Annotated in this window: 17 protein-coding genes and 1 tRNA gene; 6 read left to right on the forward strand and 12 right to left on the reverse strand. The window is 53.3% G+C overall.

The features are described 5' to 3' along the window. Nucleotides 1–5: 5 nt before the first annotated feature. Nucleotides 6–980, reverse strand: coding sequence for a tyrosine-type recombinase/integrase (locus QET40_RS04585; protein WP_102729502.1), 975 nt, complete (start codon nt 978–980; stop codon nt 6–8). A 160-nt stretch (nt 981–1,140) separates the two neighbouring features. Here QET40_RS04585 and QET40_RS04590 point away from each other — a divergent pair, with 160 nt between their 5' ends. From QET40_RS04590 to QET40_RS04610, 5 genes are all read left to right on the forward strand, one after another. Then, entirely contained in the window at nt 1,141–2,124 is a 984-nt protein-coding gene (locus tag QET40_RS04590) for a phage capsid protein (protein ID WP_215453566.1), read from the forward strand. 266 nt (nt 2,125–2,390) lie between these two features. After that, nucleotides 2,391–8,174, forward strand: a complete 5,784-nt coding sequence (locus tag QET40_RS04595) for an RHS repeat-associated core domain-containing protein (RefSeq protein WP_280125993.1) — start codon at nt 2,391–2,393, stop codon at nt 8,172–8,174. Between the two features lie 55 nt (nt 8,175–8,229). Next, nucleotides 8,230–8,829 (forward strand): hypothetical protein, encoded by a 600-nt coding sequence (locus tag QET40_RS04600; protein WP_280125994.1) that lies wholly within the window; start codon nt 8,230–8,232, stop codon nt 8,827–8,829. Between the two features lie 138 nt (nt 8,830–8,967). Beyond that, on the forward strand, nt 8,968–11,508 hold the full coding sequence (locus QET40_RS04605) for a glycosyltransferase family 92 protein (RefSeq protein ID WP_280125995.1): 2,541 nt from the start codon (nt 8,968–8,970) through the stop codon (nt 11,506–11,508). 97 nt (nt 11,509–11,605) lie between these two features. After that, on the forward strand, nt 11,606–11,920 hold the full coding sequence (locus QET40_RS04610; RefSeq protein ID WP_146019388.1) for a hypothetical protein: 315 nt from the start codon (nt 11,606–11,608) through the stop codon (nt 11,918–11,920). Nucleotides 11,921–12,015: 95 nt separating this feature from the next. On the opposite strand, the gene QET40_RS04615 is transcribed toward QET40_RS04610, so the two are convergent. The 7 genes from QET40_RS04615 to QET40_RS04645 form a co-directional block, all read right to left on the reverse strand. Further along, nucleotides 12,016–13,185 carry a tyrosine-type recombinase/integrase gene (locus QET40_RS04615; protein WP_102727159.1) on the reverse strand — a complete coding sequence of 390 codons (1,170 nt, stop codon included), beginning with the start codon at nt 13,183–13,185 and terminating at the stop codon, nt 12,016–12,018. Between the two features lie 161 nt (nt 13,186–13,346). Next, a tRNA-Gly gene (locus QET40_RS04620) sits at nt 13,347–13,421 on the reverse strand. A 72-nt stretch (nt 13,422–13,493) separates the two neighbouring features. Beyond that, nucleotides 13,494–15,479, reverse strand: coding sequence for a heavy metal translocating P-type ATPase (locus QET40_RS04625; RefSeq protein WP_280125996.1), 1,986 nt, complete (start codon nt 15,477–15,479; stop codon nt 13,494–13,496). Nucleotides 15,480–15,506: 27 nt separating this feature from the next. After that, nucleotides 15,507–15,857 (reverse strand): metalloregulator ArsR/SmtB family transcription factor, encoded by a 351-nt coding sequence (locus tag QET40_RS04630; RefSeq protein ID WP_280125997.1) that lies wholly within the window; start codon nt 15,855–15,857, stop codon nt 15,507–15,509. Nucleotides 15,858–16,197: 340 nt separating this feature from the next. After that, complete coding sequence (gene dprA / locus QET40_RS04635; RefSeq protein WP_280125998.1) at nt 16,198–17,334, reverse strand: DNA-processing protein DprA; 1,137 nt, start codon at nt 17,332–17,334, stop codon at nt 16,198–16,200. A 17-nt stretch (nt 17,335–17,351) separates the two neighbouring features. Then, nucleotides 17,352–18,452, reverse strand: coding sequence for a glycosyltransferase (locus QET40_RS04640; protein ID WP_280125999.1), 1,101 nt, complete (start codon nt 18,450–18,452; stop codon nt 17,352–17,354). Continuing rightward, the gene (locus tag QET40_RS04645; RefSeq protein ID WP_280126000.1) at nt 18,449–19,369 is read right to left on the reverse strand and encodes a mitochondrial fission ELM1 family protein; all 921 of its coding nucleotides are present in this window, start codon (nt 19,367–19,369) and stop codon (nt 18,449–18,451) included. The genes QET40_RS04640 and QET40_RS04645 overlap by 4 nt, the downstream gene beginning before the upstream one ends. Nucleotides 19,370–19,585: 216 nt before the next feature. Here QET40_RS04645 and ffh point away from each other — a divergent pair, with 216 nt between their 5' ends. Continuing rightward, on the forward strand, nt 19,586–21,040 hold the full coding sequence (gene ffh, locus QET40_RS04650) for a signal recognition particle protein (protein WP_280126001.1): 1,455 nt from the start codon (nt 19,586–19,588) through the stop codon (nt 21,038–21,040). A 73-nt stretch (nt 21,041–21,113) separates the two neighbouring features. Here the strand turns inward: ffh and QET40_RS04655 are convergent, their stop codons facing one another. The 4 genes from QET40_RS04655 to cobT are packed head-to-tail and all read right to left on the reverse strand — an operon-like array spanning nt 21,114 to nt 24,286. After that, on the reverse strand, nt 21,114–21,701 hold the full coding sequence (locus tag QET40_RS04655) for a bifunctional adenosylcobinamide kinase/adenosylcobinamide-phosphate guanylyltransferase (protein WP_280126002.1): 588 nt from the start codon (nt 21,699–21,701) through the stop codon (nt 21,114–21,116). Then, nucleotides 21,634–22,530 (reverse strand): cobamide remodeling phosphodiesterase CbiR, encoded by an 897-nt coding sequence (gene cbiR, locus QET40_RS04660; protein ID WP_280126003.1) that lies wholly within the window; start codon nt 22,528–22,530, stop codon nt 21,634–21,636. Before cbiR ends, QET40_RS04655 begins: the two co-directional genes overlap by 68 nt. Further along, nucleotides 22,494–23,228, reverse strand: coding sequence for an adenosylcobinamide-GDP ribazoletransferase (cobS, locus tag QET40_RS04665; protein ID WP_280126004.1), 735 nt, complete (start codon nt 23,226–23,228; stop codon nt 22,494–22,496). The genes cbiR and cobS overlap by 37 nt, the downstream gene beginning before the upstream one ends. 23 nt (nt 23,229–23,251) lie before the next feature. After that, entirely contained in the window at nt 23,252–24,286 is a 1,035-nt protein-coding gene (cobT, locus tag QET40_RS04670; RefSeq protein ID WP_280126005.1) for a nicotinate-nucleotide--dimethylbenzimidazole phosphoribosyltransferase, read from the reverse strand. Between the last annotated feature and the right edge of the window lie 114 nt (nt 24,287–24,400).

Genomic DNA, 24,400 nt, shown 5'->3' on the forward strand with positions numbered 1-24,400 from the left:
TCTCTTCAAAAGGAGATATCTAAATTTCGCCTGGGATGGTAATCCCTCAAAATTTCTTTTTGTCGAGTGGAACTGACATGCGTATAAATCTGGGTTGTAGACAGAGAACTATGCCCCAGAATCGTTTGAATATATTTAATATCTACCCCTTCTTCCAGTAAAAGTGTGGCAAATGTATGTCGAAATGTATGTGGAGTTATATGTTTATTGATACCTGCTTTATCTGCAAGTTTCTTTACCAGCACTCTGACCGATTGAGGAGAAATTCCGCCATTTAATCTGTTTACAAAGAAATTTATATTTTTGGAATACTTTTCAGGCAGTTTTTGAAACTGTTCTCTATATTCACTGAGAGCCTCCAGAATAGCAGGTTGGCAGATCTGAACGATGCGTTCCTTGCTGCCTTTTCCGTACACTTTGACAAAACAACTTTTTAAATCGACATCCGTTACAGATAAAGAACACAATTCTGAAACACGCAGGCCTGTTCCGAATAGTAATTCCACGATAGCAATATGCCTCAATATCTCGAAATATTTGTAGTCTTCCTTCCTTCTACATAATTTTTTTTCCTGATACAGCTCCCTTAACAGAGAAGCAACTTCGTCTGCATTCATGACATCAGGTAGCAGGAATGGAACTTTAATCTGAATTCGAAGCCTTCTCATCGGATTATAGAAACTCTCATCTTCCATTTCGACAAAGTTGAGCATTGCCTTAACGGATGCCATTTTTCTTTTGATAGTTTTGGGCTGGAACTCCGATAGTGATTTTAAATAGTGCTTCATGGAATCAGGTCTGATTTTGCGTAAATCTTTTATGTTTAATGATTCGGCCATATAATTTTTAAATTGCTCCAAATCAGTGGAATAGGCTTTAATTGTTTTCTCATTGAGATTTTTTTCATAGCGGCAGTGGAACAGAAACCGTTCCGTGGTTGTTGCTAAATGCAGGATTGGTGAAGGATGTTTCATCATCATGATTGGGGTTGGTTGAACGAGGGAATAATAGAGGAACACACTTTTCCTCTTTTCATTTCTCTTGCCTCCATATGACAAATAACAGTGGTATTCCGCAAGCACCTACCCCTCATTCCGCGAGCAGTTCCCGTTTTTCAGAAACCATGGAATATCAAAAACCATGGAACTCACACCTGACATCACCAAGATGTTCCGCACCAAGCAGGAAACTCTGTGGAATACAGTCATCCAGCAGGATATGGAACTCATCAAGCCCTTCGTCACCCTCCACCCCAACTGCCGGGGCAAGAGCGTGGAACTGCCCTTTCACGGCAAGACGAAGATGAAGGAATATACGGGGCGCCTCTTAAAGATCGAATGGAGCGAAATGGATTTTGGCAAGCGGCACATCAAGCCGCGCAAGTTTTACGATTCCATTCCTCTCTCCGAGGACGACAAGCTGGAAATGGACACGCTGGACCTGCGGGCCGCGGAAGTGATGGGTGAGCAGCGCAACGCCCTCTCCCGGATGCACGACGAGGTGATTTTGGGCGTGACGGAGGACACGGACAACACCTATCGCATCCGCACCCAGGAGGACGGCATTTGCGGCGGAATTTTTGGAATCAATTACACGGGAGACGACGGTTCCACGGTGGAGGCCATCGACACGTCAGAAAATTCTTTCCAGGTGATCCCGGTGGATTTTGTCGCCAAAGGCACCAAGACAGTTGCGGGCATGATCATCGACAAGATTGCCGAACTGAAGTGCCGCTACCAGATCATCAACGCCTGGCGCGCCGGAAAGGGGGACGACATTGTGGTGGCTATTTCCCCCAAGCAGCACATGGATATGTTGCTCATGGAACAAACGCAAAACAGGAACTACGGCTTTTCCTCCCTGACTAATGGGGAAGTCAACGAGTTTTTGAAGGTGAAATTTTTGGTGACCAACATGCTGCCCATTGATGAGCAGGGCAACCGGCTCTGTTGCGCGTGGCTGCGCTCGCGCGTCAAGTTCGGGGTGTGGCGGGACGCGCAGTTCCGCGTGGAGGCCCGTTCCGAATACGTGGACGTGCGCGAACAGATCACCGTGAAAGCCGCCTTGGGCGCCACGCGCCTGGACAACAAGACCGTCTTCCTGATGCCCTGCAAAGAGGCATAGGTACAAATGTGCGATAGCATAACGTGTCCGGATGTTTGCCTGTAAAGTAAAGATCATCAATTATTCAGACAATACAAAAAATCCATTATTTTACAAAATATCCAACGTTATGCTATCACACCCCATGAATTGCTGAGGGAGATAATCCACTGCACTTTTTTTTCTGTTTATTTCTCCCGGAAAGGTCCCTGGCAGCCGCCAGCCTTCCGGGCATTTTCCAGGGCGGCTGCACCATCATATCAACATCAACAAATTAAATTAAAATCATGAAGACCCCTATTACTTTACTTGAAGCGGAATATCCCTTGGACAAATGGGAAGGTCAACTGAAAGGCGACCAGCCCCATTTGAATGTGGAAGCTCCCGCTCCCGAAAAGACGACCCTTTGGGACGGCTACATCAAAATTGAAACCGCAGGTTCTTATGAGATCAAAATAGGAGCGGATGATTACGGCTATTTCACGCTGGGAGGCCAGACAGCCAGCATTGCCGATCCGGGACAATACCGGGAATCCGATCCTGTCACCGTGGAACTGGAAGCGGGATGGCACCAGGCCTTCCTTTCCCACACCAACATCGACTACAAGCCGGAATCCGGCAACGTCTCGCGTTTCGACTCCTACCTCAACGGAGTCCAGGTGGAGCTCTACGACATCGTGCCCGCAGAAAACAAGCCGGTGGTGTGCAAGAAGGGATGTGACGGCAAGGAAGTTTGTGAGGACCCGGACGCCCCCAGCGGGGGAACCAGCCCCAGTTCCTCCCCATCCTCCGCCCGCATGTCCTCCCGGCTGGCTCGTTCTACGGTGTCCGGTTCCTCCGCGGGAACGAACGTGGCGGCGGATGCCTCCCAGGAAAGCATGTACTGGCAGTGCAACTTCGGCCTGTTCCGGGGATTGCCCGGCGTACCCGGAGGCCAGATTGAAATCGTGGAGGAGGAATTTACAGAACGCCTCTGGTCCCCCTCCGCCCTGTTGTTCCGCCATGTGCTGCACAGCAAATTGCTCAAACCCACGGAAGGCTTGAGCAACAACTGCATGGTAGCTGTTCAGAAAGGTTCCCTGCTGGCCTATTACTTCATCACCCAGGGGGAAGAAGACAACGGCAGTGTAGGCAACATCGGCTACAACACGCGCCTGACCAACCGCGCCCGGATGCTGGGAGAAGATTTTACACCGGTCGTTTCCAATCCGGTTTACATTGAAGTGGCGGAAGCCAATGGAAGCAAGGTGGTCTATTCCGTGGAAACGGGAGATCCCGTGCGTTTTACGGCATCCAGCGGCCAGCAGCTCACGAAAGAGGATTTTCATTCTTTCATGGATGTGGTGTATGCGGAAGATGGTTCCCTGCGGCAGGTGAGCAATATTTCAGACGGCCTTGCCAGCGTGCAGGACGTGACGGAAGCGGGCTATACGCTGGCCCTGTACCTTCCCTCCCAGGTGGGAGCCAAGGATGAGACGACGGGGCTTTATGCCGTGACGGGAGAGCCGTTCAAGCGCTTTGTTTTTGCCCGAAATGAAGAAGGGGACAAGGCGAGCTTGACGGAAAGAACGCCCGGAAGGAATGATTTTGTCACAACCTGGTGGAAGAATGGAGAGGTATGGTGCCTGGGCAAGGGCACGGGAGACTCCGCCATTCATACGGTCAGAACACGCACAGAGGTCTCCGAAAAGGAATGGAACCTGCTGACGGAAGTGCGGATGGGGGAAGAAGGAATGGCGGTTTCCAGCCTGATGGAGAGCTACAAATCCACCCCGCAAGGCAATCTGCTGATGAGCAGAACGGAAGGCTACGGTTCCGGCATGGCCCGCACGACTTCTTATGAATATTCCGCCAACGGGGTTCTGACGAAAGAAACGCGTCCGGACGGTTCCGAAGTCAAGTATGAACAGGATCGTCTGGGCCGCCAGACTCTCGTTTCCACACCGTATAAAGGCTTTGCGGAAAAGAGGGTGAAGACGAGCTACTGCGAAGCGAAGTTCAACGATCACGATCCCGCAGAAGTGACCACCATACTTCGGCAAAAGAACAAGGCGGACGTGCAGTTGAGCCAGACGCTTTATACCTATACGGAAGAAAACGACGTCAGGCGCGTGGAAGAAAGGACGACCGCGCTTGGGGCTGAAGGAACGCGGCTGGAAGTGACGGAAACATGGCTGGCCTCCGCGCCCAATCCGTATGCCAGGGGACGCCTCAAGATGCGCCAGGGCATTGACGGCGTACAGAGGGTTTATTCTTACGAACTTACAATCTGGCATGGAGCGGCCTATACCGTGACGGAGGAAACGCAAATCGACGGAGCGCCCGTACCGGGGCAGAGCCGCCGAATGGTGTCCTTCATCTCGGCGGAAGGCAACACGGTCAGGACGGAGGAATACATCCTGCTGACGGATGGAACCTGGTCGCTGCTGGACAGCGCCGACTATGAGTTCGACCTCCAGAACCGCTGGACCAGGAAGACGCGCGGCAACGGACGAATAACGGAACGGGAACTGATGTGCGACGGGCGCGTTTTATGGCAGCGTGACGAAGACGGCATCCTGACCAGCTACGGCTATGACAGCGCAAGGCGGCTGGTGGAAATGATCCGCTCCGCGACGGAGACTACCCCTGAAACCATCATCTCCTATACGAGGGACGCCCTGGGGCGTGTGGTTGAGGAGAGAAAGGACATTGGAGCCATGAGCACAGTGCGCCGGACGGCTTATGACGTTCTGGGGCGCGTCAACTCCGAGACGGATGAACTGGGAAGGATTACAGCCTACGCCTATAGCGACGACGGGTTAACGACGACGGCGACGCTTCCCCATGGAGCAACCCTGATTCGGACGACTGCCCCTGACGGTACTCTTCTCTACCAGGGAGGGACGGGACAGAAGGAACTGTCCTACAGGATTGACATCATTGAGGATGGCATCCGGAAAGTAACATTGGAACCTCAGCCAGAAGGAGACCCGGTAGCAACGTTCCGGGAAATCACCAACGGTTATGGGGAAATCATCCGCACGGCTACAGCCAACGCCTTGGGCAGTTTCTATTACAGCCGGTTCACGTATGATGAACGGGGGTATCTTGTCAAGACGGAGGTGGATGCGGGAACGCCTGCTACCGCCATGGCTCCAACCTTGAAGGAATACGACGCCTTCGGCAATGTAGCAAAGGAAACATGGAAGCTGGACGATCATCCCGATGCCACCAATTCCCGCATCACGATTTATTCCTATGCGGCTGAACAGGGGGATGACGGCATCTACCGGATCAAGACCACGACTATGAACAACAGCCAGGGAACAACCTATTCTCTCACGGAAAAGGTATTGATTTCCTCCCTGTCCGCGACATTGGAAAACAGGACGGTTTCTATTGACCCGAGAGGGCAGGAAACTGTTTCCTGGACGGAGTATGCCGGAAATGCCAAGCGAATCAGCAAGAACAAAATCCCGGGTTGTGAAACTGCGGCAAGCTCCCTGATCGTGGATGGCATGGCTGTGTCCCGTACTGATTATGCCGGAGTAACGACAAGTATTGCCCGCAGCTACACGGAAACAGGCATCATTCTCGTCTTCACGGATGCCCGCGACAATGTGACAACGACTGTCCAGGACGTCTCCGGGCGGACAGTCAGCGTAACGGATGCTGCGGGCAATGCCACTACTTATGCTTATGGGGAACCCATCGACTCTCCTACGGTCATCACGGACGCTTTGGGGCATACCTCCTGTTACGCCTATGACATGAGGGGGAGAAAGATTGCAGAATGGGGAACGGCCCTTCAGCCGGCCGTCTTCTCTTATGACAATGCCGACCATCTCACCAGCCTGCGCACGTTCCGGACAAGTGGTGAAACCATCACGACCGATCCCAGGGAGCGGCCGGACGGGGACACGACCACCTGGACCTACCACAAGGCTGGCGGTTTGCTGATGCGCAAAACCTATCCGGATGGAACCCATGAAGATACGGCTTACAATATCCTGAACATGGTTGCCAACACCACGGATACCCGTGGAGTGAGGACGATCTATGGATATGATTTGCCCAAGGGAGTGAACACGTCCGTTACGTTCAGTGACGGAACTCCTGGCATTGCCTATATCTACAACCATCTGGCGCAGATGACCCGCGTGACGGACGATGCCGGAACCCGGGAATTCTCCTACAACCAGTACAATGAACTGGAGGCGGAAACAACGGCGGGATTGGCGCCAGGCATCCTGACGTACCGGAAGGACAGCCTGGGCAGGGACGGCGGTTACAGCCTGGACTACGGCAATGCCACTGTTCAGCAGACGGCACTGGGTTACGATGATGCCGGAAGGCTTTCCACCGTTGCCCTCAATGAAGCCGCAACTCCGTTTACCTATGGCTACAATGCCAATAACGGTCTGCTGGAGACGCTGAACTATCCCAATACGCTGAAGAGATGGTACACACGGGAAGAAAAGCGGAATCTGGTCATTAAAGTGGATTATCTGCGTCCGGGAGGTCAGAACTACCCGGCCAAGGTTGATTACACCTATGACTCCCTGGGACGCCCCGTGACGAAAAAGGATTATTTCAACACACCCAGTCCCGATTTGACACATGCCTACACGTATAATGACCGTGGAGAGCTGACTGCCGATGCCATGAGCCGTGGAGGAACCTACAGCTACGCCTATGACAATATCGGCAACCGGGAAATGTCCCGGGAAGGCACGGCTGTTCCCACTGCGTATGAAACCAATGAACTCAACCAGTATACTTCCATTGGGGAAGGAGAGCAGGCTGTGTTCGTTCCGGAACATGACGCTGCCGGGAACCAGACGAAAATCAGGACAGCCACGGGAGAATGGTTCGTTGCCTACAATGCCTTGAATCAGGCGGTAAGCTTCACGCAAGGTGACAAGCGTGTGGAATGCCGTTACGACTACCGGGGAAGGCGTGTGGAGAAATCCGTGTACGAAGGGGAAGCCCTTGTTGCCCGCAAACGTTTCCTGTACTGGAATTACCTGCAAATTGCGGAACTGGATGCAACCGATACAACGGAGGAGTCAACACCTATTCTGCGCAAGACCTACCTGTGGGACCCGATGGAATCTTCAGCGACACGCATTTTTGCCATGAGCCTGTTTGATGAAGCGGGAACTTACCAGGAAGACCTGTACTACACGCATGACCTGTTGAAAAACACGACGGCATTGTTTGGAATCCAGGCTGGAAGAAGGGCCTTGTACGAATACGGCCCTTATGGTAACGTAATCAAAATGGAGGGCAATGCTGCCGAACAGAATCCATTCCGCTTCTCAAGCGAATATGCTGATGACGAAATGGGATTGATTTATTACAATTACCGCTATCTCAATCCTATGGATGGCAGATGGATTAGTAGAGATCCAATGAACTCGATAGGTAGTAATAATCCATATAGCTTTCTCTTAAATAAATTACTTAACAGTGTTGATTGGATTGGCCTAACAAAAATAGATTCTACGGCCAAAAAAATCATAGAACCTGCAAACGTAGTTCCGCTTGTTTATCCACTTCTCGCAAATGGAAGTATAACAAACATAAAAATTGAGATTAAATGCTGCTGTAAGAAATTGCAGGAAACTCCTCCAAGATTCGGGATTGCATGTCGTCTCATTTTCGATGCCTATATGGACTTTTCATTAGACCAAGCCAGAGATGCTAATGGAAACTTGACTTTAAGTAAAATAAAGGGTGTATTCGGACATGAGCAACAACATATGGTTAATTCCGTTGATTATATGAATTCCATAGACAAGGAATTGAAAAATATGGACATTGATGATTTTGATACAGGTGATTCTGCTCAAACACGAGCCACTGAAATTCAAACTACTTATAAGGAAAAAATTGTAACATGGCTGAGGGATGAAATCGGTCATAACCATCAATTGAAAAATAAGGAAGACAAAGATCCTTTACCTAATTCAGCGTTTTTTGCAAATATCCGTAATAATGAGCTACCGGCTAATCCATTAGATCCTAGATCATGGCCGCCTCCCACGATGTCAGATCCTGATAATTTAAAAATTGATTGTCCTTAATATTACTATATATAAAACAATGTATAAAATAATCATCATATTTATTCTAATATTTATGCAAATATCTTGCACGCCTTCTTCGGAAAAAGAATCTAATCTTCCCAAAAATTATGATAGTTTGTTATCATATTTAAATTTGAAAGATCAGAAAAATATGGAGATAGCTTTTTTGAGGCCATTTGAATATAAAAAAAACGCCTTGATAATTGTTATCCCTCAAAAAAATATTATTCTGTTCGAGAGGAAGTCAGATAGTAATCTTGAGAAAAGCGTTTTTGACGTATATGATATGCAATTACCCAACGATCAGGAGGATAATATTGAGATAGCATTTCGTCAGGGCAGGTATCGGGATTCGGATAATTTTAATTATTTCATGAATTATTTTTCAAATTTACTCATTTTTAGAGAATCAATAGAAATAGGTAAAAATAATTTTGATATTATTAAAAATATTGTTCACGATCTATGTGTAGAAGATTTGAATATTATTGATGATTGGACTAAAATTCATATCGTAAAAAAATTAAGAAACATCAGTATTGGTGTTTATGGAGCAATAACAAAACAAGATACTACATTTTACTACGAATATATTGACAATAAAAAACCAGCAAAAAAAATAGATGAATCCTACTATTTTAGATTAAATTAGAAACTGATCTATATAGTATTATTTTTACAGTAATAGAAAGAGGTCTGGATTAAAAATTCAGACCTCTTTTACGGTATAGAGTACAATATGATTTGGAATTGATTCCTTACAGGATTTCAATACTATACCTTTAAAGTCATGAATACGCCTCTTCATTGTCTGCTGCTCCAGACGCCGGGAGAACTCCTGGAAGGTGAAAAAGACTTCCTCCGGCTGGGGTATGCCGTGGAAGCCTTTCCTTCCAGGCAGGACGCCTCCTGCCTGAATGATGCGGAACCGGAAGAACTTCTTCTTCTGCATGCCTATGCTCCCGGCTGGCGCCATGGCGACCTGCCGGAGGTCCGCTCCCGCCGTGCCTCTCTGGCTCGGATGCTGGCCGATCTCCGCTGGCAGAAGGAGGATTTCCTCATCTTTGGAGAAAGTGACGCCGTGCCGCTGGTGGAAGCTGCTACTCTGCGCGCCGCCCTGGAAAAGGAACTAAACGCTCATCCGGAAACGCATCTCCTGCGCCTCTTCCATCACAAGGTCCATTCTCCCAACGATCCCCGGAAAGTGGTGGCGTCCCTGCGTTTTTCCGCTTTTCAGCCCGGCAGGGAACGGAGCAAGGCCTCCCTCTACGTCTCCGGCCTGCACGCCTTCGTCGTTCCTTCCGTTCACCGGAAGAAAGTGGCGGATGTCTTCTGCCATACGCCGCTGCCTCCGGACCGCGCCCTGGAACTGGCCGCCGCCCGGGGAACGCTCAACATCCGGATTGCGGAAAGCAACCTCTTTTACCAGAAGCCCAGGACGCAACGGACTCAAGCTGTCTCTGAATCCGATACTCCGGAGAGCTCTATCGCCATCTGCCTGGTCGTACGTCATCTGGAAAACCTGGACAGGCTGCTCTCCCTCTTCATGGCCCAGCCTTACGGAAACTACCATGTCTTTGCCGCCGTCAAGGGAATGACGGCGGACAACTTCACCTCCCTCGTCCTGCCGTGCTATGAACACTGGATCAGGCAGGGGCGCGTCACGCTCCGGCATTATCCGGGCAAGAACCAGGTTTCCGATCTGATTGACACGATAAGAGGAGTGGAACTGTCTCCGTACGACCTGTTCGTCTTTCCCAGGGAAGAACTGCTGTGCCCTTCCGGACTTCTGGAACGCATCAACCGATTGCATGCCCGGCTCTCCCCGCATCACTGTTCCTGTGAGCGGGGGGAATGCCGCATGTTGACGACGCGCAACGGCGTCCAGTACGCGGAACCTCCCGCCAAACCCGCCAGGCCGCTCTTCTACACACTGACCAGGGAAGCGGCGGAATACCTGATCGCATGTGAACGGAACCCGGCGAAGATTGCCGGGCTTTACCCCGACCGGCAGGACCCGGAACACGGGGCCTACGGACACGATGCCGATGCCCTGATGATGCAGCTTGTCCGCCATTCCGGAGGCTGGGACCTCTCCGACATCGAAAAAGAGATATTTCTCATGGTACGTCCCTCTCCAGCGGTCAGCCTGAACAATCCCCTGGTGGAAATGGAGGAAAACCTGCATGAGGCCATCACGGACGATCCGGCCAGCGCCGAATACCTGGTGGAACTGGAACATCCGTACTGGACGGACAACTTCCGCATCCTGGGCGTGAACGGCTGCCGCGTGAAACTCCCGGAAAAAGCGACTGTCCTGCGCTTCACGGAGCGGGAGCTTGTCCTGCAATGGGAGCGATGGGGAAGGGAACAATTCATCCGTGACAAGGAGGAGGGACCCTACCGCCTGCACCATACCGCCGCCCTGCGCAGGAAGGCGGCCTGCAATCCCGGCAGGAGGCAGGAATCCTTTGACCTGGTGAAGAGGGCTTTGGCCGATCCTCCGGTGCGCTGGGGCGTGTGTGCGGTGGCCTTGCCCAGGGAATCCTACTATTGGCTGCGCGACTGGATCGAATTTCACCTGCGGGCCGGAGCCTTCCGCGTTGTGATTTACGACAACACGGGCAGCACTGGGAGCCGCAGGGTTGATTCCGTCTTCCAGGCGGGCCAGTTGCAGCGTAGCGGAACAAGCAAGAGGGGAGAGGAATATGGAAGGCTGACGGCAGATTTGAGTGACGAGGATATTAAAAACAAGCTCGACGGTCTGGCGGCCCGGTACGGAAGGGAGCGGGTGCGCATCGTGCCGTGGCAGCCGAAAGATCCGGAGACGGGACAAATCATCCACGGCCAGGTGGAGGCCTATGAAGACTTCATCCGCCGCTGGGGGAAGGAACTGGACTGGTGCGCGTTCCTGGACGTGGACGAATATCTCTACTGCCGACCCGGAACGAGTGTCGGCGCCATTTTGGAACAGGTGGAGTCAAAAACGCCCGACGTGTCCCGGATCATGCTGAAAGCCTGGAAATTCCGCCGGAGATGGGGCAAGGACGGTCCGCGGGACATCCGCCGTGACACGGCGCACCTGCCGCAGGCGGACGGCGGAGAGAAGAATTTAGTGCGTTTACGCGACGTCAAGGCGGCGGACATCCACTGGTACTGGCAGATGAGGCATGGAACCCGGAGAGTAACCGCCGATCCGGAAGGGCTGGCCTTTTGCCATTACAACGCATCCGACAAGGAAATGGAGAAAGCCCTCCTCCAGCCCCAGATTCGACCCCGGGATTTTCTGACGGCGGAAGTGGATGAGCGTGCCGCCGTGGAGATGAGGTAAGGGAGGTTTCCCTCCCATTCATTCCATGAGGGGGGAAAATTCATTCGGCGAACCCTTCCATATATGGAAAGAAACATGTAGAAATACTCTCATGACCATGAAAACATTATCTGGAACTTTTATTGCCGCTGAAGATGTCCTTGAAGAACTCCGCCAAATCCACCATTTGCTGGATCTTTTATTCCAGCAGGGGGGAGGCTCCGGAGAGGTGGTGTGGGCCAGTCAAGCGACACTCGCCAAGCGTTATGACATGTCCAAGTCCAACATGTGCCGCCTGTTGGCCGGTGGAATGGAAACGGGAAAGATCAGGACAAGGCAGCCCAACGGGGGAGTGCGCAAGTACAATGTGGAAGATGTGGATGCCTATGTCCTGTCTGTTTCCCATGCGACTAAGTCGAACTTCGGTTCCTGACATTCTCTGTAACCACAAAATCCGCCATTAAAAATCAGCCTCGCGTCCTTTTGCGATGCGGGGCTGATTTTCATGTTCCGATCCGAAAACCCTGTTTAGGGCAGGGCTAGTTTTTCCATGGCTTCAGCTATCACTTCATCATCCGGACGAAAGTAGATGCGTTCAATGACCTCGCTGTCATGCCCGACAATGAACCGGCACAAGTCCGCAGGAACATTCGCCAGACGCAGAACAGTAACTGCCGTTGCGCGCAGACTGTGGAAACTCAGAGGGGCAAGTCTCCGCCTGTTTCCTTTCGCAGCTGGAGGATTCTTTTCAATGTATCCGAATTTCTTCAGCAGAGCGTTGAATTCGATGGAAAGTTTACTTGACGTATGATCCGCCTGCGCGTGACGCATTGCCGCTACCGGAAATACGTAATTGCTCGCACGGTTGGTAAGTCGTCTGTCCAGAACTTCCTTCAAAGGCAAGATGATGGGCTTGTTCATGTGTCTCTTGGTTTTTTGGGTCGTCATCGAAATGATTCCACCCTCCATGTCAATTTGCTTCCATTGGAGGGTAGCGATGTCGCCCAAACGCTGGCCTCCCGTATAAAGGCAGACGCGTATCATGTCGGGCCATTCTCCCGGCAGGATTTCGGTCAAGCGTTGAGCTTCCTCGACTGTGAAAGCGCGCCTTTCGGTAGCATCGGAACGGTTGATCTTGTTAGGACGCACCCCCTTGAAAGGATTGTACGGAAAAAGCCGTTCGTTGACTGCCTGTTGAAAGGCCGCATTCAAACCGTATAGGTAAATGCTTACCGTCTTGGAACTCAGCAATTCCAAATATTTTTCCATGAACCTTTGCGCTTGGGCCTCCGTCACCGTGTCCAGGGGCATTTCCTGTTTGGGTCCCAGAAAGTCGAGAAAACACCGGATAGCCTTCCCGTAACGAAGATTGGTACGTCGGTTGGGACGGTTCGCCAGCCATTGATGCAGATGATCCTTGACGCTGGGCATGTATTTTTTGTTTCGCAGGACTGACTTGGCCTTGTTCCCGGCGAGTGAAACGATAACATCGACATTTAGAAGTGCCCCTTTTGCTTCCTTCTCCAGCTCTTCTGCAATGATGCGCGCCTGAAGTTCAGCTTCTTTCATGGCGGCGTTCTTCGATTTACCTGGAGTAACCAAGGGAGTGATCTTGATGCCGGTGGTACGAACCTTGAGTTTGCCTCCAACTCGGAAACAGGCGTACCAAGTGTCTTTTCTTTTGATAATTCCAGCCATAATGTTGTAGTGTTAGCGGTTTTGAATCTGCTATACACCGGAAAGTCGATGTATAGCATAGTGCATAACAAAACCATGTAATAGGACTGAATATCACACAATCTGCTACCAAGGGAGGCCTTGTAAAATGAGGGGTTTACAATAACCCCAATAGCAAAAAATGGAGCGGATGATGGGATTCGAACCCACGACATCAACCTTGGCAAGGTTGCGCTCTACCCCTGAGCTACATCCGCACTGATTAGGCAAGTGTGCGGGAAGGTTTATACGTATTTTTTCATGGGATGCAAGAGATTTTTGAAGTTTTTTCAGGAATGATCGTTTGTCCCCGTTTGAACGGGACGGATGGCATTGAGGATAGCTAGCAATGAAATGCCGACATCGGCGAAGATGGCTTCCCACATGTTGGCTTCCCCGGCGGCTGCCATCATGAGGATGATGCCTTTGATGCCGAGGATGAAGACGATGTTTTGGAGGATGATTCTGCGGGTACCGTGGGCAAGGCGCAGAGCCAGGGGGAGCCGGGAAGGTTCTCCGCTCATGAGAACAATGTCGGAGGCTTCCATGGCGGCGTCGGATCCCATGCTTCCCATGGAGATGCCGATATCGGCGCGGGTGAGTGCGGGGGCGTCGTTAATTCCGTCTCCGACAAATGCGAGAAGTTTACCGGGGGTGGTTTCCTCCTGGAGCCGTTCGACAATGCGAACTTTATCTTCCGGGAGGAGCTGGGAGTAGCAGTCTTTGATGTGGAGGTATTTGCTGACAGCCTGGGCGTGTTCGTCACTGTCTCCGGTGAGCATGGCTATTTTGGCGATCCCTTGGGATTTGAGGTTTCGGATTGTTTGGAGGCTATCCGGCTTGATACTGTCGGCTAGCAGGATATTGCCGGCGTATCGATTGTTGACGGCGATGTGGACGATGGTGCCGGTGAGGGATGGATGAGGTGGTACGTCGATGCCGTTCTCTTGCATCCAGGCGGCGTTGCCGGCGAGGATGTGGTTAGCTCCCAGAGTAGCGGCTGTGCCGCGCCCGGCTATTTCCCGGAAGGAGGCATTCTCCATGGAGGGAATGGGTTTGTCGTAGGCGGCAAGGATGGATTGGGCGATGGGGTGGTTAGAGGTGCTTTCGGCGAGAGCTGCAAGCCGGAGGAGTTGTTTATCCGTAAACTCGTTGGCGGGTTCCGTGCGGGTGATGGTAAATTTACCTCCGGTGAGAGTCCCTGTTTTGTCGAAGACGACTGTACCGATCCTTGTAAGAGCATCAAGGTAGTTGCTGCCTTTGAGTAGAATGCCGTGTCGGGCAAAGCGTCCGATACCGGCAAAGTAGCTGAGAGGGATGGATATGACGAGAGCGCAAGGGCAGGAAATGACGAGAAGGATGAGGGCGCGCCGGATGCCCTCCGTCCACCCGATGGGAAGAAGGAGTGGGGTAAGCACGGCAATAAGGAGGGCCAGGATGAGGACGGACGGGGTGTACCAGCGGGCGAAGCGTCGGATGAAAGTTTCCGTTTTCGTCTTATGCTCGGCTGATTCCTGGACGAGTTTGAGGATGCGGGAGACTGTGGATTGGTCCCAGGTTTTGGTGATTTGGATGGTGAGGGCTTCTTCCTGGTTGACGCTGCCGGAGAGTACCTGGGTACCGGGTTCGGCTTTTAGGGGAATGAATTCTCCGGTGAGTGCGGAGGCGTCGAGGTGAGAGTGGCCTTCGGTTACGACCCCGTCAAGAGGGACTTTCTCTCCGGGACGGACGAGGATTTTTTGCCCGGGAGTGATTTGAGCCGGGGGGACGGTTTGGATACCTTTCTCTTGGATGAGGTGGGCATAGTCCTGCTTGAGATCCATAAGTCCGGTAACGGATTCCCGCGTTTTATAGACGGCGCGTTCCTGAAGGATTTCTCCGATTTGGAAGAAAATAAGGACGGAAACTGCTTCCGCATATTCTCCGAGGGCCAAGGCTCCCAAAGTAGCAACTCCCATGAGGAAATTTTCATCGAAAACTTTTCCCTTCAGGAGGTTGGAGGCGGCATCGGCGAGGATGTTCCACCCGATGACGAAATAGGAAACGATGGCGAGAACAATACCGGCAGGTGTCCGGGTACCCACAGCAAGGGCGATAGCGAAAAGGATGAGACCTGCGAGCGGGCGTTTCCAGTGCGAAGATGTGTCGGAAGTCTGGTGTCCACATGTTGTATTGCATGCTGTACAGGAAAAGCTTGTACAGCATGAGCACGAAGAGGAACAGGCCTGGCTGTGACGATGTTTATTTTCCGGCTGTCGGGAATGTGAATTGTCCATGGCGGAAAGGAGATTGGACGGGAGTTTTTATTCGCAGATATGTTCCAATCCCATGGCAAGGATGGTACGGACATGGCTGTCGGCAAGGCTGTAGAAAACGTGTTTGCCTTGTTTGCGGGTTTTGACGAGTTTGCTGTGACGCAGTAAGCGCAACTGGTGCGAGACGGCCGAAGTGGTCATGTCGAGAGCGGAGGAGAGATCGCAAACACATAGTTCGTGGTCAATGAGCGCCCAGAGAAGGCGGATACGTGTGGAATCTCCGAAAAGTTTGAAAAAGTCGGACAGGTCGGTGAGGGTATTGATGTCAGGGGTATCCAGATCAATACCGGTTTCCGTACAGTGGCTGTCAAGGTGGATCGTGGTGTACTGGCGTGACATGGCTAGGGATAATTCGATTGAACGATTGAATGTTTGTTCAACTGTTTTTTGTTAACCTGGTTTCACTATTACGTCAAGAGAAAAGTGGAAAATGACGATGGAAACGAAGAATAAGGGAAGGATTTCGTGAATCGAATCCTTGTGATTGAATATAATTTCGCCTAAAAGGCGATCATATGAGAATAAAACCTGTTTTAACGTTTTTCTTATGTGCGGGGATGAGTGCGATGTCGATTATCCCGGTTTGGGCCGCTATCAAGTATGAGGGGGAGTGACTATTTTGATATTTCCGGGGGGGTTTCCCTTCCCGGGAAGGCAATCAAAAGTAGGGTCTCTTTTCTCAGGAGTCTGCCGGACGGAAAAGTCCTCCCGGTTCCGGGAGGATGAGGCGTTGCATTTGTAATCGGACAAGGGCGGTTGTGAGTTCTCCGTTCGTGAGCCCGGTGGATGAACACAGGGTATTGAGATCGCGGAACCCCATATTGATCGAGTGCAGAACCTGTTGTTCCTGTTCGGAAAGAGAGTGGGCACGGGAAGAGACGGAGGGAGTGGGTTCTTCGGAGGGAAAGAGGGCCAGTTCCTGCTGTGCGGGGGATGTATCCGCCCAGTGGAAATCGTCAATGATGTGTCGGGCACAGGTGGCAAGGATGGCTCCTTCTCGGATAAGAGAGTGGCAACCGTCGGATGAAGTGCGGTCTACAGGGCCGGGGACGGCGTAAACGAGTCGGCCCTGTTCGTTGGCGGTATGGGCGGTAATCAGGGCGCCGCTGCGGGCAGGTGCCTCCACGACAAGGGTGGCTTTGCTCCATCCGCTGACGATTCTGTTGCGCATGGGGAAGGTGGTGCGGCTGGGTCCCATATTCATGGGGAATTCGGATACGACAGCTCCTCTTCCGTCGGATATTCTAGCGGCGAGCGGAGCGTTTTCCACGGGGTAGAGGCGGTTGAGGCCGGAACCGATTATAGCAATGGTACGGCCTCCTGTGACAAGGGCCGCGTTATGAGCCTCGGTGTCGATGCCTTTGGCGAGCCCGGAGATGACGGTAACTCCGCATTCGGCAAGTTCGCTGGCGAATTTTCTCGTCGTGAGGCGACCGTACGGTGTTGCCTGCCGTGAACCGACGATGGCAACGGAACGTTCTCCGTCGGAGGGGAACCACTGGCCGTGGTGGTAGAGTACGATGGGCGGGTCGGGGAGTTCCCGAAGCGGGGCGGGATAGGTATCGTCAAAGATGGTTGTGACGGATGCCCCGGCTTTGTCGGCGAGTTCGAGTTCTTTTTCCGCATTGACGGTGGTTTTCCAGGAGCGGATGGCGGCGGCGAGTTCAGGACCGATACCCCGGACTTGGCGGAGCATGGTTTCGTCGGCATGGAGAATGAGTTCCGGGCTGCCGAAAAAGTCCAGCAAACGGCAGATGCGGATGGAGCCGAGCGTTGGGATCAGATTCAGCGTGATGGCGGCGAGACGGGGCGTCATGGGGAACTGTGGGAAAATCAGAGTTCCCGGTAAACGTTCAGATGAGACTGGATCATATCGTCCATGCGGTAGGGGGAGGGAATGTCTGCCGGCGGGGCAACGGGCGTTTTGTACCAGTCGGCGAGGAGTTCCGCCATGGAGAGGGTGTCTCCGACGGGGACGAGCCCTTGGGGGAAGAAGACTTCGAGTTGTTCCCTGACTCCGCCATGGGCATACCCGGCGACGGGGCGGCCGATAGCGAGGGCCTCAAGTGTGGTTTTGCCGAAAGATTCCGGCATGGAAGTGAGGGAAAGAGTGACTGAGCATGCTGCCTGGACGTCGCGAAGATCCCGTCGATGACCGACCCATGTTGTGTGCGGAGTAAGACCCGCATTGTCATAGGCATTGAGGACTTCGTTCTTGTATTCTTCCTTGCCCTTCTTGGCTTCTCCGACGATGACGGCATGGGCCGGGATACCTTGGTCGAGGAGAGTTCTCATGATGGGAATCATGTCCAGATGTCCTTTGACCCGGGTGATGCGTCCAGGCAGGCAAAGGGTAAATTTGCCGGCGAGTTCCGGATAGTTTGCATGCCATGTATGGAGCCACGCGCTGGTGGGAGTATATCCGGAATAATGCGTTTCCGGAGTGATGGCATTGGGGATGACCCGGATGTTTCGAGCCTGTGCCTTGGGGTATTTTTCCGTGATGTAGTCGCGGATGCACCGGGAGACGGCGATGATGCGTTCCCCTTTGGTCATGATGGCGGAGTAGGCATTGACGGAGTAGAATCCGTGGACACTGGTGACGAGTCCGGGACGGAATTCCTCCGGGATGCCTTTCCAGGCCAGGTATCCGATCCATGCCGGCATGCGGGAGTGGAGGTGGAGGATATCCGGTTTTTCCTCAAGAAGGAGCTTGCGGAGGCGGCCTGTTTTCAGGAGGGAAGAGATGCTTTTTTTACCGATATCCATTCTGATGTGGCGGGAACCTTCGTGCTTTAGCTGGGAGACGAGGCGTCCTCCGGAGGATATGACGACATTATCGATACCCCGATTGGAGAATCCCTTGCCGAGTTCCAGAACGACTTGTTCGACTCCTCCGGATTCCATGGAGGGAAGTAAGTGGATAATTTTCATGTGGAAGGAGTAGAGGGAAAAAAGTGTTGGATGATATAGTCGGCTGCGCGATCGGTTTCGACAAGGGGAAGGGAAGACGGGAGGTGGCCGGTTGTTTTCCATGTAGCCCAGGGAGTGACGCGCCCTTCTTCAAGAAGCATGTCGAGACCGCGGGCAACGCGGGATGGCTTGGAGGAACGCACGGGCATGCAGAGGATGCCAACGGCTGCACCCGATCCTAGGGCTTCGTACACCATGGAGACGCTGTCCTGTGTGACCCAGGCGGTATGGGCGTGTTCCAAATGGGCGGCAACCCAGCCGGGGCGGGTCTCTTCCACCGGAACAACCTTGATGTGGGGGCATTCCCGGACAATGGACGGGGCGAAGTCCGGGGGAGTTCTTCGCGAGGTCGTCAGAACGGCTTGTCCGCCGGTGGCGGAGACATGGGCGTCAATGGCTTGGAGCTGCCCCAGAAGGGAATCTGGAGCCCAACCGTAGGCCTTGCTGGGACCTCCGATGAGGATGAGTGTTGTGTTTTTATCTGCTTCCGGGTTGGGGCGGATGGAGTGGAGGGCTCCTGTAGTGGGGAAGATGTGCTTTCCGGGATACTCCTTGTTCCCGAGGTCGTGCCGGGGGACGAGGCACAGGTCGAAGAGACAACAGGGAAGGCTGGGTTTCATGCAGAGAATGGAAACGGCGTTAAAATGCCGTGCTGCCCGGATCAAGGGAATGTGGGTGCTGTGACCGGCGGCGATGATGAGATCGGGGCGGGCATGACCATTGTTCCGGGAAACGGTGCGGAGCTTTTGGAAAAAGCCTTGCCCTGCCAGGTCGATGATATCAACGTTTCCGGGCTTTCGTGCGGAAAGCGCAGCCGCCAGTCCCTTGGTTTGGTTCAGGTGGCCTGGTTTGGAATCGCTGAGTATCCAGATGTTCATGGGCTTGTATCATGAAGAGTCGGCGGCTGTTTTTCAAGTTAAAGACACGGCACCTTGAACTTCTTGCCGGACAAAGTGAAGAGATTAAACATAATTGCATCGAACTTTCCTGTAGTAGCAATCGAAAGGGTATCAAAAGAAGGGATACGGATGGGGTGGCGGATGATTGACGATGGGGAATCTTTGTGGCAGTCTTGGCGGCACAAGCAGCCGATTATGTTTTCTCTATTAGCCGATAAACTTGACGATACGTTCCGCAAATTGCGCGGATTGGGCAAAATTTCCGAAAAGAATATTGCCGATGCCCTGCGAGATATCCGACTTTCCCTGTTGGAGGCTGATGTCGAATTTGGAGTGGCCCGCGATTTTATCGCCCGGGTCAAGGAACGGGCTATGGGGCAGGAAGTGCTCAAGTCGGTCAAGCCCGGGGAGCAAATCGTCAAGATTTTCCATGATGAAATTGCCGAATTGCTGGGAGGGGATGCGAGCCCTCTGGATTTAACGGATCCCGCCCGGATTATGATGGTAGGACTCAATGGCGCCGGTAAAACGACTTCGAGTGCGAAGCTGGCCTTGCGACTGAAGAATGAGGGGCGGCGCCCCGTGCTGATTGCGTGCGACTTGATCCGTCCCGCCGCCGTGGAGCAGCTGGCTACCTTGGGCAAGCAGATTGATGTGCCCGTGTTTTGCCCCGAACCCGGAGAAAGCGATGTGGTGGATGTGGCCCGGCGCGGCATGCAATGGGCACGGGACATAATGGCGACGGTGACGATTTTCGATACGGCGGGCCGGCAGGAGGTGGACGAAGCGCTGATTGACGAACTGAAGCGTCTTCATGCCTGCGTGTCTCCTCGTGAGACGCTTCTTGTGGTGGATGCCGCTACCGGCCAGCAGGCGGTAAAGGTGGCGGAAACGTTCAATGCCGCCGTCGGCTTGAGCGGGATTGTGCTGACGAAGCTGGACGGAGATGCCCGTGGCGGCGCCGCCCTGTCGATGCGTTCCGTGACGGGACAGCCGATCAAGTTCTCCGGCGAAGGGGAAAAACTGGATCAATTCGGCCCGTTTGTGCCGGACCGCATGGCGGACCGCATTCTAGGCATGGGGGATATCGTTGGCCTGGTAGAGCACGCCGCCGCAAAAATCGACGAAAAGCAGGCAATGAAATCTGCCGAGCGGATGATGTCCGGCAAGTTCGATTTCAACGACTTTTTGGATCAGATGAATATGATCCGCAATCTGGGACCGCTGGACGGTCTTCTGGGTATGTTACCCGGCTTTAACAAGATCAAGAAACAACTTCCGGCCGATGCTCTGAATCCTGACCGCATGAAGCACATGGAGGCTATTATCCTTTCGATGACGGCGAAGGAACGGAACAATCCCGACTTGATGAATCCGTCCCGCCGCCGCCGTATCGCAGCCGGTTCCGGTCGTTCCGTACTGGAAGTCAATAAGCTGATCAAGAATTTCATGGATATGCGCAAGATGATGTCCGGCAAAGGCAAAATGGGCGCTCTCATGAAACAGATGGGCGGCATGGGAGGTGGCAAGGGGGGGATGAAAATGCCGTCGATGCCCAAGGGGCTTCCCGGTGGTTTTCCCGGCATGGGAGGCGGCATGGGCGGTTTTCCCGGTATGGGTGGCCTGTTTGGCAAAAAAAAGAAGAAGTAGGAATCTCTTTCTGCCGTTGCTGGGAAACGATTAAGCGAATGAAAGTTCGAGGGAGATGTCGATGCTCGTTGCTTTAAAATGGCGGAGGAAGTGGGATTGGGCGGGAGGCGACGACGAGGTAGGCTTTTCCGGCAGCTTGGGAGATGAGTTGGTTGGCCAAGCCGAGGCCATCGCAGAACTGGCGTTCCAGCGGGGTAGCGTGAGTGCCTCCTAAGCCGGTTTCTCCCGAGACGATTGTCCATTGTGCCGTACTATGGGAGATGAGACGCAGGAGGTCGTGAATTTCCTGACGGATGAGAGATTCGAATTCGCCGGGAGTGATTTCCTGTTCACCCCGGGAGAAAAGCATGTTGGTGACCCAAAGAGTGACGCAGTCCAGAAGGACGGAGTCTGCCGGTTGGAATCGCAGGAGGTTTTCCGCATCTTGCGCCGGATGAAGAGGCGTTTCCAGAGTACTCCATGAGGACGGACGCCGTTTTCGGTGAAGGCGGATGCGTCGTTCCATGGATGCGTCGTTCAGGCTGGCATCGGCCGTGGCTATGTAGAGGATATTTCCTCCGTGGCGTGAAACGAGTTGTTCCGCAAAAGCGCTTTTACCGCTTTTGGTACCCCCGAGGACGAAGGTCAGGTTGGGAAGCGTTGTTGGCGAGGTAGCGTTCATAGGATTGCAGGAGTATGGCGTGCGAGGTGGCAATATCATCCGTGGTGAAAACTTCGAGGGTGATGGCGCCGGGGAAACCGAGTTTCCACAATGGATGCATGACGGAGTCTATGGATTCGCCCGACATGAGTTTGAGTGATTTATGGTCGCGGCCGACGATGCCGTGAAGGTGGAACATACGGATGCGGGGGTACCATTCCCGGAGAAGCGGTACGGGGTCGAGTCCGTCTTTCCAGACATGTCCTATATCCATGCAGCGTGAATAGGGTGTGTCATCCAGCAAAGGATTCAAAATATCGGTACGGAATGTTTCCAGGTTTTCCAAGCAAAGCATATCCGGGGAGGGGAGGTGGGCGGCAATTTCCTCCAGGCATTCCCGCGTCCATACGTTGCAGTCGTCGGTGGGCATTTGCCCGTTGCCGGAACAGGCCATGACGGGAATGTGGAGTACCCAGGAATGAGGATTCAGGGGGAGAGCGCGTTTAATGGCCTGGCAAATGCGCCGGGTGAAGAGCCGGGCGTTTTCCCGGGTGTCGAAGTTTCCGTCGGATGGGAGGTGAATATTGATACCGGTGCCTTCGCCGGCTGCGATGATGCCGATTTCACGGACTTCTTCCTCGGTGATGAGGAACTCGTTGTCTTGTCCGGGTTCATTGAGGAGGAGAGAGACGTCCCGGCAGACTGATGCGGAATATCGGAATGCGGAAATGTACGGCTCGTACACCAGAAAGGAAGTACAACCGAGCGTTAAACCGGGCAGTGTGAAGGAAACTGGCGGGGATGTCATGGGAGTCAGAACCGGAGGCAGAAGGTAAGCAGGACGATCCATTCGATTGTTTCAATCATGCAACCGAAAACATCGCCTGTAACACCGCCAAGACGCTTGGAAGCAATGGATAATAGGCATTCTGCCACCAGAATGGCAGCGACGAGAGCCACAAGGCCGTGAAGGCCGGAGAGGGCGCATCCCACTGTGACGAGGAAGATGGCGGGGAGAGCGTGAGAAGGAGTGACTCCTTGGCGGATGGCTTCTCCCAAGCCTCCCGGTCGTGCGGTACTGTAGCGCAGAGAGAGGAACATGCAGCTGCGGGAAAGCAGGCCGGCCATGGCGAATGCCGGCAGGAGGATGAAAGGGTTGCCGGTTTGCACGAGGGAGGCAATGGCGGCGATTTTCATCATCAGTGTCAGGAAGAGGACGGCTCCTCCGAAGGTGCCGAGACGGGAATCCTTCATAATTTCAAGTCGTCGTTCCGGAGGAGCTTCGACGATGAGTCCGTCACCGCAGTCGGCTACTCCATCAAGGTGCAGACCTCCGGTGATGGCTTCCCACGCAAGACAGCCGATGACTCCGCAGAGGAGGGAAGGCAGGATTAGCGATGCTGCCCAGACAATTCCGCCTGCCAGACAACCGACGACGAGCCCAACGAGGGGAATCCAGGCAAGGACGCCCCGGAAATTATCCGGCAGAGGCCGTGATCCGACGGGAATGCGGGTGAAAAATCCGAAGGCAGCGCGGATGGTTTGCATGGCAGTCAAGGAGAAATAGCGGGTTAGAAGTCCATGTCGCGGAAAAGGATCATCTCTGTCAGAATCCTGACGGAGGCATCGATGATGGGGAAGAGAAGGGCGGCTCCCGTACCTTCGCCCAGGCGCAAGCCGAAATCGAAAAAGGGTTCCACCCCGATGTAATCCATCAGCATTTGATGACCGGGCTCGACGGAAACATGGGAGCCGACCAGGTAGTGTGACACTTCCGGGTTGATACCTCGTGCAATGGCGGCGGCGGCTCCAGCGATGAAACCGTCTACGACGACAGGTATGCGAAGCGAGGCTCCTCCCAGCATCAGACCGGCCATGGCACCTATTTCCGCTCCGCCGACTTTGGCAAGCACATCCAGGGTGTCGCCGGGATCGGGCTGGTTTAACCGGATACCCTGTTCGATCAGGGAGATTTTTTTACGGACGGTTTCAGTATTGATTCCGGAACCGATTCCCGTCACGGAGGAGACGGGAATGCCCATCAGGACGGCGGCGATGGCAGAGGACGGGGACGTATTGCCGATTCCCATTTCCCCGGCAGCCAACAGGGTGATACCCCGGGAGGACGCGTCGCGAGCCATGTCGATACCTGTCTGGACGGACTGTTCCGCCTGTACCCGCGTCATGGCCGGACCTTTGCTGAAATCATGGACAGAGTTCATGATCTTGCGGTTGACGAGTCCCGGCAAGTTGTTGATGTCATCCTTGACGGCGACATCGACAACGGTAACGGTGGCTCCCGCGTTGCGTGAAAAGGCATTGATGGTTCCTCCGCCCCGGACGAAGTTGCGCACTTGCCCTGTGGTGATTTCCTGCCCGGTGGCACTGACTCCTTGCAGGGCGATGTCGTGGTCTCCTGCGAAGACGATTACTTCCTTGCGGGGAAAAACCGGGGCGGAATTTCCGGTCATGGCGGCCAAGCGGATAGCCAGGGTTTCCAGTTTTCCGAGACTTCCCGGTACTTTGGCCAATTGGTTGAGGCGTTCCCGGGTGCGTTCTGCGGCTTCCCGGTCAGGAGTGGGGATCGTGATCGTCATTTCGTCCATCAAGAACACCTGATCCGGCCTGCAAGTCAATGGAATTCCTGTCCGTAGGGCACATTAATTTCTCGGAAGTCCGGTATCTTGTTAGGCGTGCCGTACTTTTGCATCGACATGGGT

This window comes from Akkermansia sp. N21169 (assembly GCF_029854675.1).
Taxonomy (GTDB): Bacteria; Verrucomicrobiota; Verrucomicrobiia; order Verrucomicrobiales; family Akkermansiaceae; genus Akkermansia.

Bases quoted from the DNA above. Each gene is read 5' to 3' on its own strand.
- QET40_RS04585 (WP_102729502.1), bottom strand. From the start codon at position 980: ATGATGATGAAACATCCTTCACCAATCCTGCATTTAGCAACAACCACG.
- QET40_RS04590 (WP_215453566.1), top strand. From the start codon at position 1,141: ATGGAACTCACACCTGACATCACCAAGATGTTCCGCACCAAGCAGGAA.
- QET40_RS04595 (WP_280125993.1), top strand. From the start codon at position 2,391: ATGAAGACCCCTATTACTTTACTTGAAGCGGAATATCCCTTGGACAAA.
- QET40_RS04600 (WP_280125994.1), top strand. From the start codon at position 8,230: ATGCAAATATCTTGCACGCCTTCTTCGGAAAAAGAATCTAATCTTCCC.
- QET40_RS04605 (WP_280125995.1), top strand. From the start codon at position 8,968: ATGAATACGCCTCTTCATTGTCTGCTGCTCCAGACGCCGGGAGAACTC.
- QET40_RS04610 (WP_146019388.1), top strand. From the start codon at position 11,606: ATGAAAACATTATCTGGAACTTTTATTGCCGCTGAAGATGTCCTTGAA.
- QET40_RS04615 (WP_102727159.1), bottom strand. From the start codon at position 13,185: ATGGCTGGAATTATCAAAAGAAAAGACACTTGGTACGCCTGTTTCCGA.
- QET40_RS04625 (WP_280125996.1), bottom strand. From the start codon at position 15,479: ATGGACAATTCACATTCCCGACAGCCGGAAAATAAACATCGTCACAGC.
- QET40_RS04630 (WP_280125997.1), bottom strand. From the start codon at position 15,857: ATGTCACGCCAGTACACCACGATCCACCTTGACAGCCACTGTACGGAA.
- dprA (WP_280125998.1), bottom strand. From the start codon at position 17,334: ATGACGCCCCGTCTCGCCGCCATCACGCTGAATCTGATCCCAACGCTC.
- QET40_RS04640 (WP_280125999.1), bottom strand. From the start codon at position 18,452: ATGAAAATTATCCACTTACTTCCCTCCATGGAATCCGGAGGAGTCGAA.
- QET40_RS04645 (WP_280126000.1), bottom strand. From the start codon at position 19,369: ATGAACATCTGGATACTCAGCGATTCCAAACCAGGCCACCTGAACCAA.
- ffh (WP_280126001.1), top strand. From the start codon at position 19,586: ATGTTTTCTCTATTAGCCGATAAACTTGACGATACGTTCCGCAAATTG.
- QET40_RS04655 (WP_280126002.1), bottom strand. From the start codon at position 21,701: ATGAACGCTACCTCGCCAACAACGCTTCCCAACCTGACCTTCGTCCTC.
- cbiR (WP_280126003.1), bottom strand. From the start codon at position 22,530: ATGGATCGTCCTGCTTACCTTCTGCCTCCGGTTCTGACTCCCATGACA.
- cobS (WP_280126004.1), bottom strand. From the start codon at position 23,228: ATGCAAACCATCCGCGCTGCCTTCGGATTTTTCACCCGCATTCCCGTC.
- cobT (WP_280126005.1), bottom strand. From the start codon at position 24,286: ATGGACGAAATGACGATCACGATCCCCACTCCTGACCGGGAAGCCGCA.